Source organism: Pseudomonas sp. B21-021, from assembly GCF_024749205.1.
Taxonomy (GTDB): domain Bacteria; phylum Pseudomonadota; class Gammaproteobacteria; order Pseudomonadales; family Pseudomonadaceae; genus Aquipseudomonas; species Aquipseudomonas paraglycinae.
Genome location: NZ_CP087192.1, coordinates 2,778,181 through 2,793,074, shown reverse-complemented (window position 1 = coordinate 2,793,074; position 14,894 = coordinate 2,778,181). Strand labels below are relative to the sequence as shown.

Annotated in this window: 11 protein-coding genes; 9 read left to right on the top strand and 2 right to left on the bottom strand. The window is 62.8% G+C overall.

Features of this window, described 5'->3' with window-relative positions:
• Window positions 1–12 precede the first annotated feature (12 nt).
• The 4 genes from LOY31_RS12340 (at window position 13) to LOY31_RS12325 (ending at window position 5,486) form a co-directional block, all read left to right on the top strand.
• Complete coding sequence (locus tag LOY31_RS12340; protein ID WP_258713373.1) at window positions 13–2,427, top strand: TonB-dependent receptor; 2,415 nt, start codon at window positions 13–15, stop codon at window positions 2,425–2,427.
• 64 nt (window positions 2,428–2,491) lie between these two features.
• Window positions 2,492–3,679: an ABC transporter substrate-binding protein gene (locus LOY31_RS12335; protein ID WP_221533470.1), complete on the top strand. Its 1,188-nt coding sequence runs from the start codon at window positions 2,492–2,494 to the stop codon at window positions 3,677–3,679.
• Complete coding sequence (locus tag LOY31_RS12330) at window positions 3,676–4,737, top strand: iron ABC transporter permease (RefSeq protein ID WP_258713372.1); 1,062 nt, start codon at window positions 3,676–3,678, stop codon at window positions 4,735–4,737. Before LOY31_RS12335 ends, LOY31_RS12330 begins: the two co-directional genes overlap by 4 nt.
• Window positions 4,731–5,486, top strand: a complete 756-nt coding sequence (locus tag LOY31_RS12325) for an ABC transporter ATP-binding protein (RefSeq protein ID WP_221533472.1) — start codon at window positions 4,731–4,733, stop codon at window positions 5,484–5,486. Before LOY31_RS12330 ends, LOY31_RS12325 begins: the two co-directional genes overlap by 7 nt.
• Window positions 5,487–5,496: 10 nt before the next feature.
• Here the strand turns inward: LOY31_RS12325 and LOY31_RS12320 are convergent, their stop codons facing one another.
• Together LOY31_RS12320 and LOY31_RS12315 are read right to left on the bottom strand one after the other, a co-directional pair.
• Entirely contained in the window at window positions 5,497–7,623 is a 2,127-nt protein-coding gene (locus LOY31_RS12320; protein ID WP_258713371.1) for a TonB-dependent receptor domain-containing protein, read from the bottom strand.
• A gap of 98 nt (window positions 7,624–7,721) precedes the next feature.
• The gene (locus LOY31_RS12315) at window positions 7,722–9,110 is read right to left on the bottom strand and encodes a PLP-dependent aminotransferase family protein (RefSeq protein ID WP_258713370.1); all 1,389 of its coding nucleotides are present in this window, start codon (window positions 9,108–9,110) and stop codon (window positions 7,722–7,724) included.
• 347 nt (window positions 9,111–9,457) lie between these two features.
• On the opposite strand from LOY31_RS12315, the gene LOY31_RS12310 reads away from it, so the two are divergent.
• The 5 genes from LOY31_RS12310 to glyA all read left to right on the top strand — a co-directional run bounded on the left by LOY31_RS12310 (window position 9,458) and on the right by glyA (window position 14,889).
• On the top strand, window positions 9,458–10,663 hold the full coding sequence (locus LOY31_RS12310) for a benzoate/H(+) symporter BenE family transporter (protein ID WP_011333741.1): 1,206 nt from the start codon (window positions 9,458–9,460) through the stop codon (window positions 10,661–10,663).
• Entirely contained in the window at window positions 10,660–11,832 is a 1,173-nt protein-coding gene (locus LOY31_RS12305; RefSeq protein ID WP_258713369.1) for an FAD-binding oxidoreductase, read from the top strand. Before LOY31_RS12310 ends, LOY31_RS12305 begins: the two co-directional genes overlap by 4 nt.
• A 30-nt stretch (window positions 11,833–11,862) precedes the next feature.
• Entirely contained in the window at window positions 11,863–12,294 is a 432-nt protein-coding gene (locus LOY31_RS12300; RefSeq protein WP_258713368.1) for a Rid family detoxifying hydrolase, read from the top strand.
• 91 nt (window positions 12,295–12,385) lie between these two features.
• Complete coding sequence (locus tag LOY31_RS12295) at window positions 12,386–13,654, top strand: threonine synthase (RefSeq protein WP_258713367.1); 1,269 nt, start codon at window positions 12,386–12,388, stop codon at window positions 13,652–13,654.
• Window positions 13,651–14,889, top strand: a complete 1,239-nt coding sequence (glyA, locus tag LOY31_RS12290) for a serine hydroxymethyltransferase (RefSeq protein ID WP_258713366.1) — start codon at window positions 13,651–13,653, stop codon at window positions 14,887–14,889. Before LOY31_RS12295 ends, glyA begins: the two co-directional genes overlap by 4 nt.
• Window positions 14,890–14,894: the final 5 nt, after the last annotated feature.

Sequence of the window (14,894 nt, the reverse complement as noted above, 5' to 3'; positions counted from 1 at the left end):
GGTCACCCCTTCATGCTCGTTGCACGACCCTTGTTTGCGGATCGTCTGCTAAAGCCCGTTATGCGCAGTGTGTTGCTCGGCGTTGTGCTGGGCCTGGGCAGCAGCGCGCTCGCCAAGGCAGCCGGGCCGGCGCAACTGGACGCGGTCACTGTTCGAGCCTACAACATCGCGCCCGGCCCGCTGGGCGTGACCCTGTCGAGCTTCGCCGTGGATGCCGGCATCGCCCTGTCGTTTCAGCCGTCGATCACCGAAGGCCTCGTCAGCCCGGGATTGTCCGGCAGCTACTCGGTGCAGGAAGCGGTGTCCCGACTGCTCGAAGGCAGTGGTCTGGAAATGGTCGCGCGCAGTGACGGAACGTGGACGCTGGTGGTGCGCCGGGTCACGTTGTCGGACACCACGGTCGAAGGCATCGACAAGCGCGCCAACAGCTTGCCGCCGGTGCTGGCGGGCGGTCAGGTCGCGCGCGGTGGGCGCCTCGGCATTCTGGGCAACCGCGATGCGATGGACGCGCCGTTCAGCGTCAGCAGTTACACCTCGACGCTGATCAAGGACCAGCAGGCTGTCACGGTCGGCGACTTGCTGGAACGCGACTCTTCGGTACGTTCCACCGGGCAGACAGGCGGGATTGTCGACTCTTTCTTCATCCGGGGTTTTCCGGTCGGCGAAGGCAATCTCGGCGAACTGGCGTTCGACGGCGTGTACGGCGTGGCCTCCAATTACCGGGTGTTCACCGAATACGCCGAACGGATCGAACTGGTCAAAGGCCCCGGCGCCCTGCTCTACGGCATGTCGCCCAACAGCGGCGTCGGCGGCGTGATCAATGTGGTGCCCAAGCGTTCGCTGGACGAAGACCTGACCCGCTTCACCACCAGTTACGCCTTGAATACCCAGCTCGGCGGGCACCTCGATGTCAGCCGGCGTTTTGGTGAAGAACGCCGCTTCGGCGTACGGGTCAATGGCAGCGTCCAGCAAGGCGACACGGCCATCGACAAGCAATCCCGAGAGGTCGGCATCGGCGCGATTGCCCTCGACTATCAGGGCGAACGCCTGCGCACCACGCTGGATCTGATCAATCAGAAAGAAAGTTTCGACGCTGCATCCCGCCCCTTCCTGATCGCCTCCGGCGTGGAGATTCCATCCGCAGCCAACGGCCGCACCAGCGTCAGCCAGGAATGGGGCTGGTCGGAAACCCGCGACAAATCGGCGTTGCTCGGCGGCGAATACGACCTCAACGACAACCTGACCGTGTTCGCCCACGCGGGTGGAGGAAAGTCGGATGTCGCGCGCATGTCCGACCAGACCCCGACCATCATCAACGAAGCGGGCGACACGTCGTCGATCCCCGGTTATTACAAATTCGAAGTCCAGCGCTACACCGTCGATGCCGGTGCAAGGCTTCGGTTCGACACCGGGCCGATCAGTCACAGCACCGCGCTGCAAGTCACCCGCTACCGCGATAACTTGTCCCGAGGCATTATTTCCGGGCCGGCGATCCTGTCGAACATCTACCACCCGATCGACCGCCCGAAACCCGCGATCGCCAAACCGGATACGCCGAAGGTTTCCGAAAGCGAGCTGTCGGGCGTGGCCCTTGCCGACACCCTGTCGGTGCTCGACGAACGCCTGCAAGTCACACTCGGCGTGCGTCAGCAGAACATCAAGTCGGACAACTACAACGCGGCCGGTTTCGTCACCACGTCCTACGACAAAAGCAAATCCACCCCGCTGTTCGGGGTCGTCGCCAAGCCCTGGGACCATGTCTCGTTCTACTACAACTACGTCGAAGGCCTGAGCAAGGGTGACATCGCGCCGTCCGCCGCCGCCAACGCGGGCGAGATCTTTTCCCCTTATGTGTCCCGCCAGCAGGAAGTCGGGGTCAAGTTCGACTACGGCCGTTTCATGTCCACCATCGCCCTGTTTCAGCTGGAAAAGCCCAGCGGTGAACTGGCATCCGGGGTGTTCTCGGTCAATGGCGAACAGCGCAACCGTGGCGTCGAACTGAACATGGCGGGCGAGATTGCAACAGGCACACGCCTGATCGGGGGCGTGACGCTGCTCGACGGCGAACTGACCCGCACCGGCGTCGCTGCCAACCGTGGCAACAAACCGGTCGGCGTTCCCGAGGTGCAAGCCAACCTCTGGGCCGAATGGGACGTCCCGCAGATCGAAGGCCTGACGTTGACCAGCGGCGCGATCTACACCGATAGCCAGTACGTCAATCAGGCCAACACTCAACAACTGGACGCCTGGACCCGCTTCGACGTCGGCGCCCGCTACGCCACGCGCATCGCCGAACGACCGACCACTTTCCGGGCCACCGTGCAGAACGTGTTCGACCGTGAATACTGGTCCGGCGTCGCCTCCTACGGCGCGTTCTCCCAGGGCGCGCCTCGTACCCTGTTGCTCTCGGCCACTGTCGATTTCTGAAACGTCCGGCCCGGTGCGGCGCCTGGCGTCGTGGTCCGATCCGGCTTTTGCAAAGGCATACACCATGGTTAATGTTTTTCGCCGCCGCCAGACCTTCGCCGCCCTGCTGTTCGCCGGGCTGCTGGGTCTGTCGATTTCTTCATTGATGCCGAGCAGCGCACGGGCTGCCGAAGCGGATCCGGCACTGGGCACGGTTACCGATTTGCAGGGCCGCACGGTCAAGGTTCACTTGCCGGTGCGCCGGGTCATTCTGGGTGAAGGCCGCCAGTTGTATCTGGTCGCCGCACTGGATACGCAGAATCCTATCGAACGCATCGTCGGCTGGCGCAAGGACCTGATCCAGTCCGACCCGGACACCTACAACGCCTACCTGCGCAAATTCCCCGACATCGCCAAGATCCCGACCTTCGGCGGTTTCGAGAGCGGCACCTTCGACATCGAGCAGGCGATCTCGCAGAAGCCTGACGTGATCATCCTCAACATCGAAGCGCAGCACGCGACCGAGGATGCCCGCTACATCGAGAAACTCGACGCCTTGGGGATCCCGGTGGTGTACGTCGACTTTCGCAACAACCCCATGCAGAACACCGAGCCGACCATGCGCCTGTTCGGCAAGTTGTTCGGCAAGGAAGAGCGTGCCGAGGCCTTCATCGACTTTCGTAACCAGCAGATCCATCGCGTCACCGACGTGATCGAGAAGCGCCACCCTGCCCGCCCCAGCGTGTTCATCGAGCGCATCGGCGGCTACACCGATGACTGCTGCCTGAGTTTCGGCAACGAGAACTTTGGCCTGTTCGTCGACATGGCTGGCGGCAACAACATCGCCCGACGAATCATTCCGAGCACCTTCGGGCAACTGAACCCTGAGCAAGTGATCGTCGCCAACCCCGACCATGTCGTGGTCACCAGCGCCGACTGGGAAGCCTTTGCCCCGGGCGGCCATTGGGTCGGTGTCGGCCCGGGCGCGGATCTCACCGAAGCCCGACGCAAACTGGCCTGGTACACCCAGCGCCCGGCCTACGCCGGTATCAAGGCGCAGGACACTCAGGCGTTTCATGCGATCTGGCACCAGTTCTACAACAGCCCTTACCAGTTCGTGGCCATTCAGCAATTGGCCAAATGGTTTCACCCGGAGCTGTTCGCCGATCTTGACCCGGACGCCGCATTTCGCGAGATGCACGAGCGCTTCCTGCCGGTGCCCTACGAGCCGGGCTATTTCGTCAGCCTGCAAAAAACCGAGGCCAAACCATGAGTTCACTGGGCGAAGCACCGATTGTGCAGAGCGTCACTTACCGCCGGCTGGTGCTGCGTAAACGGCTGATTCTGCTCGGGCTGGGCGTGCTGCTGATCTTCAGCGTGCTGCTCGATCTGGCGCTGGGCCCGGCCCGCTACAGCCTCAGCGAAGTGCTCGGTGCGTTGTTCTCGCCGGACACCGCTTCGGCCCAGGTTCGGGTGGTGATGTGGGACATCCGTCTGCCGGTGGCGTTGATGGCGGTCGCTGTCGGCGCAGCGCTTTCACTGGCCGGGGCGCAGATGCAGACCATCCTCAACAACCCGCTCGCCAGCCCTTTCACCCTCGGTATTTCTGCGGCGGCCGGTTTCGGCGCGGCGCTGGGGCTGGCCTTCGGCGTGGCGCTGTTTCCGCTGGCGGCGCAATACATGGTGCCGCTCAACGCGTTCATCATGGCGATGCTCTCGGCACTGCTGATTCACTTCATGAGCATGCGCCGTGGCGTCACCGCCGAAACCATCGTGCTACTCGGCATTGCGCTGGTGTTTACCTTCAATGCGCTGCTGGCGCTGGTGCAGTTCTTCGCCACCGAACAAGCCGTGGCGGCCGTGGTGTTCTGGACCATGGGCAGCCTGAACAAAGCCACCTGGCCGAAACTCGGAGTGATCTGCGTGGTGATCCTCATCACCCTGCCGATCTTCGCCAAACGCGCGTGGGCAATGACGGCCCTGCGCCTGGGTGATGACAAGGCTGCCAGCTTCGGTATCAACGTGCGCAGCCTGCGTTTTCAGACGCTGATCATGGTCAGCCTGCTCGCGTCGTTTCCGGTGGCGTTCGTCGGCACGATCGGCTTTATCGGGCTGGTCGGGCCGCACATCGCGCGGATGCTGATCGGCGAGGATCAGCGGTTTTTCCTGCCGGCCTCGTTGCTGACCGGCGCGCTGATCCTGTCCGCCAGTTCGGTGGTCAGCAAGACCCTGATCCCGGGGGCGATATTCCCCATCGGCGTGGTCACGTCACTGATCGGCGTGCCGTTCTTCATTTCTCTGATTCTCAACGGTAAGAAAAACTCATGGTGAAGATCCGGCTCGACAACCTCGGCGCCCGCTACGGGCAGCGCGAGATCATTTCCGGTGTGAGTACCGCGACGTTTACCGGTGGCCAGGTCGTGGCGGTTGTCGGCCCCAATGCGGCGGGCAAATCGACGTTGTTCAAACGCATGGCCGGGCTGATCGACGGCCCGGGCGAAGTGATTCTGGAAGGTTCGAAAAAAGGCACGCAGGGCATCAGTTACATGCCGCAAGGCCTGAACGCCAGCGCCCGGTTGACGGTGTACGAATCGGTGCTGCTGGCGCGCAAGCAGCTGACGCCCAACTGGTCAGTTCACGACGATGAACTGAAACTGGTGGACGAGATTCTCGACGCGCTCGGGATCACCGAACTGTCATTCCGCAACCTGGGGGAATTGAGCGGCGGTCAGCAGCAATTGGTCTCAATCGCCCAGACGCTGGTGCGCGAACCGGAAATCCTGCTGATGGACGAACCCACCAGCGCACTCGACATGCACCGGCAGGTTCAGGTGTTGAACTTCATGAAAGCCTTGGCGCGCCGACGCGAGGTGATCGTGTTCATCGCCATCCACGACCTGAATCAGGCGCTGCGTTTTGCCGATCAGGTGCTGGTCATCGCGGGCGGCACGGCCCATGGCAGCGGGCCCAGCCATGAAGTCATCACCGAGCCGATGCTGCGCACGGTCTACAAGGTCGAGGCGCGGATCGAGCAATGCAGTCGCGGGCAGCGTCATATTCTGATCGATGACATTGTCTGATGGCTGGCCCTCAGAGCAGACTCCACGACACCCCGACATACATCGCCATGCCCTCACCCGGCGTGGAGCGTGCGGCGTCCAGTCCTTTATCGTCATAACCCGGCGTAACGGTAGCGGCGTAGTGTTTGTCGGTCAGGTTGCGCATGTCCAGCCAGGTCTGCCAGTCGCCTTTCGGTGCGTTGTAGCCCAGTGTGGCGCCGAAGGTGGCGTAAGGATCGGCGTAATAGCTGTTGGCGTAATCCACTGCGGTTTTCGAGACCAGTTGCGTGTTAACTGCCGCGAAGAAGCCCAGCGGGAAGTCGTAGCGCAGTTCGCCCTGGTAGTAATGCATCGGCAAGCCCGGCAGGCGGTTGTCGCCGAAGCGGTCGTCGTCGCGGTAGTGGAAGTCGCTGAAGGTGTAGGCCTGACGCAGGCTCAACTTGCCGCCATCGTTCGCTGACCATAGATTGCTGTTCAGGCTGGCTTCGACACCTTGGTGCACGGTCGGGCTGGCGTTGAGCTCGTAAGGCGTGGTCGCGTTGGCGTCCGGCAATACCGAGAGCAATTCGTGGCGCACCTGAGCGTAGTACCAAGCCAGGCTCCATTCGCCGAGCGCGCTGTCGCCACGGCCGCCGAGTTCCAGGGTTGTCGCGGTCTGGTTCTGCAGCTTGACCGGGTCGCGCTGGGTGCCGGTGGCGGCGCCGCTGCCCGCCGGGAAGCGTACGTTGGAGCTGTAGATCAGCGACCACGGATGCGGCGCTTCGACCGAGCGGCTGAGGTTGCCGAACAGTTGCAGATCCGGCGTCACCTGATAGCGCAGGCCCAGACGTGGCGCGTAATCCCAGTCGCCGAGGCTGGTCTTGCCGCCACCTTCCGGGTAGGTCACCGCGCTTTCGCGGCGGGTGTAGATCGCGGCGAGGCCGGTGGTCAGCCACAGGTCGTCGGCGATTTCCAGGTCGTTGCCCACGTGCAGGACAGAATCCGAACCCTGATAAGTGAAGTTGCGCATGTGCGTGCCCGGCGCGTAGCGGGCGGTGTTGCCGGTGGGAATCCGCACCCGTTCGCTGGCCCCGTCGTTGGGCAGGTGTTTGGTCACCCGCAGGCCCACGGTGCTGTTGCTCTCCATTCCCCAGAGCGTGCCGCGGCGCTTGTAGTCGAACGTGCCGCTGACATCGGTATAAGCGACCTTCAGGCGGTTGGGGCCTTCGCGCAGATCCATCGGGTAATCGTGATAAACCAGACCGGTCTGGATGCTCGAATCGTCATCGATGTAGTACGTGGTCTTGTTGCCGATGAAGGTGCTGCCGGGCTGATCGCGGCTGTCGTTGCGCGTTACGTAGGCCGGATTGGCCGCGCGTGGATCGTGTTCGATGGAGTGCTTGGTCACCCGCCCGGCGAGGTCGTTGTCGGTCTCGCGGTGACGGATGTAGAAGCGGGTTTCCAGATTCGGATTGAAGCGATAACCGAAGTTGGCGATCACGCCCTGGCTCTTGCTGGCGGTGTGATCCTGATAACCGTCGGAATGCGCGTCGGTCATCGACAGGTAGTAATCGAAGTCACCCAGCACCTGGCCGGAGCTGACTTGTCGCTGGGCATAACCGTGGCTGCCCATGACATAGCGCACATTCAGCAGTGGCGCGTCGTAGCCGGTGTGGCTGACGTAATCGACGGCGCCGCCCAGGGCCAGCGCACCGCGATCAAAACCGTTGGCACCGCGCAGCACTTCCACATGGTCGAGCCACAGCGGCTCCAGTAATTCGTAAGGCGTGCCGCCGGGGCCGGTCAGCGGCAGACCGTCGAGCATCGTGTACAGCCCCGACGCGTGGGCGCCGGGAGCACGGTTGATGCCCGAGCCACGGATCGAGATTTTCGTCCCTTCGTTGCCCGCTGACTGGGCATAGACACCCGGTTGATACGCCAGCACGTCCTGATTGCTCGCAACCCGGCCCTGCATCGGGCGGCGCATATCGACCACGTTGGTGCCGCCGGGCACCTGCGCAAGCCGCGCCTCGGCCTCTTCAACCGACGCATCCTCCCCGCTCCGGTCCTCGGCGCCGATCAGCACCTGCCCCAACTCCAGGCGCTGGCTTTCAGCCAGGGCCGGACAGGCCAGGGCCAGCCCCAGCAAGGCAGTGGGCAGGGTTTTGAACGCGGGCATCGAGAGCACTCCAGACATACGGGAACGGGCAGTGAGAACTGCGACGTATGAAGGGACGAATGGAGCACATGGGGATTTGGTTTTTTGCCCGCGAGGACTCAGTAATACCGCCGCGGATCCGAATCGATCAGACTCGCCAGTTTGGTCAGGGCGAAGCGCAGTTCTTCCTGGCTGGTCGGCGACATCAGCACCAGCCGCACGCACCGGGTGATCCCCGAGCGTTCGGCCTGGAACTGCGTGCCGCTCAGCACCAATACGCCGTTGGCCCGGGCGAGCATGGTGAATTCGTCGGCGGTCCAGGGTTCGGGCAGCGTCAGCCAGACGTGGTACGAGTACGGCTGGGTCTTGAGTTCGAAACCGGCGAAGATTTCCTGAGCGATCGCCTGACGGCCGGCGGCCTCGTTGCGCTGGATCCGGATCAGTTTCTTGTCCAGGCCTTCGGTGATCACATTGCTGGCCAGTTGCGCGGTCAGCGGTGACGGCATCCACACGCTGCTGCGTACCATCGAGGTCAGGCGCGACAGCAATTTCGGCGGGCTGTAGAGATAACCGACACGCAAGGCCGGCATGACCGATTTGGACAGGCTGGTGAGGTATACCGAACGGTCCGGTGCAAACGCTGACAGCGGTTTGATCGACGGATCGGTGGCCAGAAAACCATAGATGTCATCGTCGAGAATGATGAAGTCGAACTCCTCGGCCAGCGCCGCAATCTGCGCCCGGCGCTTTTGCGACATGATCGACGCCGTCGGGTTCTGACAGGTCGCCACGCACACCAGCATCGCCGGTTTCTCCCGCAGGCACAGCTCGCGCAATGCTTCCGGAATGATCCCTTCGTCGTCCATGGCCACGCCACGCAAACGGCGCTCGAGGCCATGGGCCAGGGAAATGATACCGGGGTAACAAAGCTCTTCGCAGAGCACCAGGTCGCCGGCATTGGTCAGGGCGCTCATCGCGACCATCAGGCCATGCTGGGCGCCGGCGGTGATCACCACTTGCTGCCATTGCGCGTCGGGCAATGAATGACGCAACCACTGCGCGCCCGCCTCGCGATGGGCCGGGTGACCGCCGTCCGGCGCGTAATCCAGGGCCCGGGCGAAATCCGTGCTTTTGGCCATGCCCACCAGCGCGCCGCGCAGCCAGTACTCCAGGGTCTCGCTGTAGGGCTTGATGATCGACAGATCAAGCAGCTCCGACTGCCCCAGATTCAGCGGCGCGGCACTGTTGCTCGCCGGCAGTTCCAGCTGGCTCTGGCTCAGCACATACGTCCCGCGCCCTACCTCGCCCTGCACCAGACGCCGCCGATGGGCTTCGCTGTACGCCCGGCTGATCGTGCCCGGCGTGACATTCAGGGTGGTGGCCAGCTCCCGCAGGGTCGGCAGGCGATCGCCTTCGTTCAACACGCCGTTACTGATATCGCGCGCCAACGCATCGGCAATCGACAAATACATCGGCTGGCTGAACTCGCTTAGCTGGGGAACCCACATGAATGATCACTGCCCATCGTAGAAATGATGAATATCCGAGCATATCACACGGAGGTTAGGCAACTAATAAATCAACCCAATCGATAAATTGAGTCGATTGACGCCACGATTGAATCGATACGCGCCGTGGCGATGAAATAATTTCGAAATAATTTATCGGCTTATTAATCAAATACTTAATCCGCTAAAAGCGGAAAAACAGGGACTGATAGCAAAAAAACATCTCGTAACAACCTGGCGGACTATTGAATCAACTCAATTCATTCAAATACACTCATCTCGAATCGAATCAATCGACTCAATTCTCCTGACCACTGCGCGACTCCGCCGCGCCAAGCCGAGACATCATGGACACAATCAGAAAGGACCTATCCCTCTCAGCCGTCATTGCGGGCTTCATTGCCGTGATCATTTCCTATGCCGGCCCGCTCATCATCGTGTTCCAGGCCGCCAAGGAAGCGCACCTGCCCAACGACGTGGTGTCATCGTGGATCTGGGCCATTTCCATTGGCAGCGGGATTACCGGTCTGCTGTTGAGCTGGCGTTTGCGGATCCCGGTGATCACGGCGTGGTCGACCCCGGGCGCGGCGTTGCTGGTGTCGATGCTGCCGACCGTCACCCTGCCCCAGGCCATCGGCGCTTATATAGTGGCCTCGCTGATCATTGCCATCGTAGGTCTGTCCGGCGCCTTCGACAAATTGATGAGCCGCCTGCCCAAAGCCATCGCCGCCGCCATGCTCGCGGGCATTCTGTTTCGCTTCGGCGCCGAGCTGTTCACCTCGATCAAGCTGCAGCCGGAGCTGGTGCTGTCGATGATTGCGGCGTACCTGATCTTCAAGCGCGTCTCGCCGCGCTACGCCATTCTGTCGGTGCTGATTGTCGGCTGCGCCGTCGCCGCCTCGTTCGGCACCCTCAACAGCGGCTCGATCACCATCGCCGTGGCGCAACCGGTGTTCATCGCCCCGGAATGGAGCTGGCACGCGATCATCAACATCGGCCTGCCACTGGCGCTGGTGACCCTGACCGGCCAATACGTGCCGGGCATGGCGGTGTTGCGCACCTCGGGCTACAACACCCCGGCCCGCTCGATCATTTCGGTCACTGCAATCGGCTCGGTCCTGATGGCGCCGTTCGCTTCCCACGGTTTCAACCTGGCGGCCATCACCGCCGCAATCTGCACCGGCCGCGAAGCCCACGAAGACCGTGACAAGCGCTACATCGCCGGGATCGCCTGCGGGGTGTTCTACATCCTGATGGGCACCTTCGGCGCGACTTTGGCGTCGGTGTTTTCCGCCCTGCCCAAAGAACTGATTGCTTCCCTCGCCGGCCTCGCCCTGTTCGGCGCAATCAGCGCCGGCCTGACGGGTGCCATGGCTGACGAGAAACAGCGCGAAGCCGCCCTGATCACCTTCCTGGTGACGGCATCCGGGATGAGTTTCCTCGGCCTGGCCGCCGCGTTCTGGGGCTTGATCTTCGGCCTTGTCGCCCACTTCGTGCTGACCTGGACCCGCGAAAGCAAAGCCGCCGCCATTGCCGAGGGCAGCCGTCCATGACCGCTCGTTACGATTTCATTGTGGTGGGCGGCGGCATTGCCGGTGTCTCGGCCGCTTATGAGCTGGCCGCTCATGGCAGCGTCTGCCTGCTCGAACAGGAACAGCAACTGGCCTATCACACCACCGGCCGTTCGGCGGCGATCTCGATGGAAAGCTACGGCAACCAGCAGATCCGCTCGCTGACCTGCGCCTCTAGGAGTTTCTTCGAAAACCCGCCGCAAGGTCTGGCTGAGCATCCACTGTGGGCACCTCGGGGTGCCTTGATCGTGGCTCAGGCTGCGCGGGTGGACAAACTGGCCACGCGGTTCAATGCGGTACTGGCGCAAGTGCCGAGCGCCAAGTTACTCGATGACAAGCAGGTGCTGGAACTGGTGCCCTACCTCGCCGAAGGCGCCTGGAGCGCCGGAATCTACGAGCCCAGCGCCTTCGATCTGGACGTACACGGGATCCATGGCGCCTACCTCGGCGGCCTGCGCGCCCGGGGCGGCGTGATCAAACGCGAGACCGAAGTGCTGCGCGGCGAAAGACGCGCCGGGCACTGGACCCTGCACACCGCTGACGGTCAGCAACTGGAAGCCGCCATCGTGGTCAACGCGGCCGGTGCCTGGGCCGATGAACTGGCCGAGCGCTGCGGCGTGCCCAAGGTCGGCGTGCGGCCATTGCGGCGCACCGTGCTGGCGGTCGATCCGCAGTGCGACGTACACCACACGCCGTATCTGGGCACGGTCGACGAAGACATTTTCATCAAGCCCGAGGCCGGACGGTTGATCGTTTCGCCCTGCGACGAAAGCCCTTCGCTGCCCTGCGATGCGTTGCCGGAAGAACTGGACCTGGCGATCACCATGGATCGCCTGCAGAACACCACACGCCTGCGCCCACGCTCGATCATCAATAAATGGGCCGGCTTGCGCACGTTTGTTGCCGACCGCTCGCCGGTGCTCGGCCAGGATCCCGAAGAGGAAAGCTTCATCTGGCTGGCCGCCCTCGGTGGCTACGGCATTCAGGCCGCGCCGGCTATCGCCCGGCTGTGCGCCCACGCTGCACTGGGTGTCGCCATGCCGGCGGATCTGGCGGCGCTGCAACTCAATTACCAGCACTTTTCCCCGGCTCGCTGCCGCGACGAGGCATTTGCCCGTCTGGCCGTGAAACAGGTTGCCGATTTGCACTAACCCACCACCCACCCAACAAGGATCGTCACCATGCAAACCAACGCTCAACTCCAGTCCGCCGCCAAGCCATTCCTGGGCGAAGAAAACGTGATTTTCACCGACAAGGCGCCTCTGCCGCTGGGCACCTATTCCCAGGGGATCAAGGTCAGCCACGGCCAGACCATCTACCTGTCGGCCCAGACGCCCGTGTCGGCGCTGAACAACGAAGTGTTGGCCAAGGATTTCGAAGGCCAGCTGCGCCAGACCCTCGACAACCTGGCGCAAATGGCCGAGGCCGCCGGTGGCAGCCTGGCGAACGTGGTCAAGGTGACGGCATTCATCACTGACCTGAACGAGTTCCCGACCCTGAACCGGGTCATGGAGGAATACTTCACCCCGCCGTATCCGGCCCGCACCACCGCCGGCGCCAGCGCCCTGGCGCGCAATACCCTGGTCGCCATCGACGCCATCATGGTGGTCTGAAACACCGTCTGTCAGCAGTGCCCGCCGGTCCGTTTTTCGGGCCGGCGTCGGCAGGGAATGCACCCGCACAGCGTACTTCCAGGGGATGGCCATGAAGAGTTCGTACAGAGAGTATGTGTTGCAGTGCCTGGTGTGCGACCGCAGCTACCAGCCGCACGAGGTCAGTTATTTCTGCCCTCATTGCAAAGTCGATGGTGCCCTTGACGCGCTTTACGATTACCCGACGCTCAGACGCGAATGGCCCAAAGAAAGCCTGGCCCATCATCAGGCCCGTGGCATGTGGCGCTATGACCGATTGATGCCGTTGAGCTCGACGCAGTTCATTCCGCCGCTACTGGTGGGCAATACGCCGCTGTACGCGCCGACCGACCTGCTCGGCAAAGGCTCGCGGATCAAGGTCTTGATCAAGGATGAATCGCGCCAGCCCACCGGTTCGCTGAAGGATCGCGCCAGTGCATTGGCCGTGGCTCACGCCATGCAGTCCGGTGCGCGCACCGTGGCGGTGGCCAGCACCGGCAACGCGGCCTCGGCACTGGCCGGAATGAGTGCCAGCCTGGGCCTGCACAACGTGATTTACCTGCCCCGAACCGCACCCCGTGAAAAGCGCGCGCAGATGCAGGGCTACGGCGCCGAGATCGTGCTGGTCGACGGTCAATACGACGAAGCCTTCGAGCAATGCCTCAATGCCTGTGAACGCTACGGCTGGTACAACCGCACCACCGGGATCAATTCGTACATGAGCGAAGGCAAGAAAACCGTCGCCTTCGAGATTTGCGAACAACTGCACTGGCAGGTGCCGGACCTGGTGTTCGTGCCCGTCGGCAATGGCTGCATTCTGGGTTCGGTCTACAAGGGTTTCTTCGACCTGCTGCAACTGGGCTGGATCGAGCGCATCCCGCGCCTGATCGGCGTGCAGGCCGAGCAGAGCAACTTCATGTACCGGGCGTGGCGCAGCGATCAGCCGATGCAGCAGACCGAACGCATCGCCCCCACCAGTCTGGCCAGCAGCATCAACGTGGCGCTGCCCCGCGACCGGCTCAAGGCCATGCGCGCGGTGACCGCCAGCGAGGGCGAATTCATCTGCGTCAGTGACGCGAGCATCGTCGCCGCCGCATCGAAGCTTGCCGCCAGCACCGGCGTGTTTCCCGAAGCCGGCGCCGCCAGTGCCTTCGCCGGCCTGCTGAAGTACGCCGAACAACACCCCGACACCGCGCAAACCGCCGTGATCCTGATCACCGGCAGCGGCTTGAAAGACACCTCCATTTTTCTCTCCGACACGGCCGCGAGCCCGTCACGTGTGTTCCCTCATCACGTGCCGGTCACGCTGACCGAAACGCTTGCACAAGGAATCACCGCATGAGCCTGCAAAATTTCGACCCCGCCATTGCCCGCCTGATCGACCGCGAACGCAACCGCCAGGAAACCCACCTGGAACTGATTGCCTCGGAAAACTACGTCAGCGAAGAAGTGCTCCAGGCCCAGGGCTCGCTGCTCACCAACAAGTACGCCGAAGGCTATCCGGGCCGGCGCTATTACGGCGGCTGCAAGGTCGTCGACGAAATCGAAAACCTGGCCATCGAGCGCGCCCGCAAGCTGTTCGGTTGCGAGTACGTCAACGTCCAGCCGCACTCCGGCTCACAGGCCAATCAGGCGGTGTTCCTGGCGGTGCTTGAGCCCGGCGACAAGATTCTGGGCATGTCCCTGGCCCACGGCGGGCACCTGACCCACGGCGCCTCGGTGAATTTCTCCGGGAAGTTTTTCCAGGCCTTCACCTATGGCCTGGAGAAGGACAGCGAAACCCTCGACTACGAAGCAATGGAAGCCCTGGCCCGCGAACACCGGCCGAAGATGATCATCGCCGGCGCCTCAGCGTATTCGCGCGTCATCGACTTTCCGCGCTTTCGCAAGATCTGCGATGAAATCGGCGCTTACCTGATGGTCGACATGGCCCACTACGCCGGGCTGATCGCGGCGGGCGTGTACCCGTCGCCCGTGGGCATCGCCGACTTCATCACCTCGACCACCCACAAGACCCTGCGCGGCCCGCGCGGCGGCCTGATTCTGGCCAAGGCCGAATACGCCGCCGTGCTCGACAAGACGATCTTCCCGGTTTATCAGGGCGGCCCGCTGATGCACGTGATCGCCGCCAAGGCTGTGGCGTTCAACGAAGCCCTAGGCGACGAGTTCAAGCATTACCAGCAACGGGTGATCAACAACGCCCGGACCATGGCCGATGTGCTGACCCGACGCGGATTGCGCGTGGTGTCCGGCGGTACCGACTGCCACATGTTCCTGCTTGATCTGCGCGCGATGAACATCACCGGCAAGGACGCCGAAGCCCTGCTGGAAAGCGCCCACATCACGCTGAACAAAAACGCGATCCCCGATGACCCGCAGAAACCGGCGATCACCAGCGGCATCCGCATCGGCACCCCGGCACTGACGACGCGCGGTTTCGGTGAAGCCGAATGCGCCGAAGTAGCCAACCTGATCGCCGACCTGCTGGAGCAACCGGACAACACCGCGCGGGTGGAAAACATCCGCCGCCGGGTGATGCACCTGTGCGAATGCTTTCCGGTGTACCTGCTGACGTGACGAGA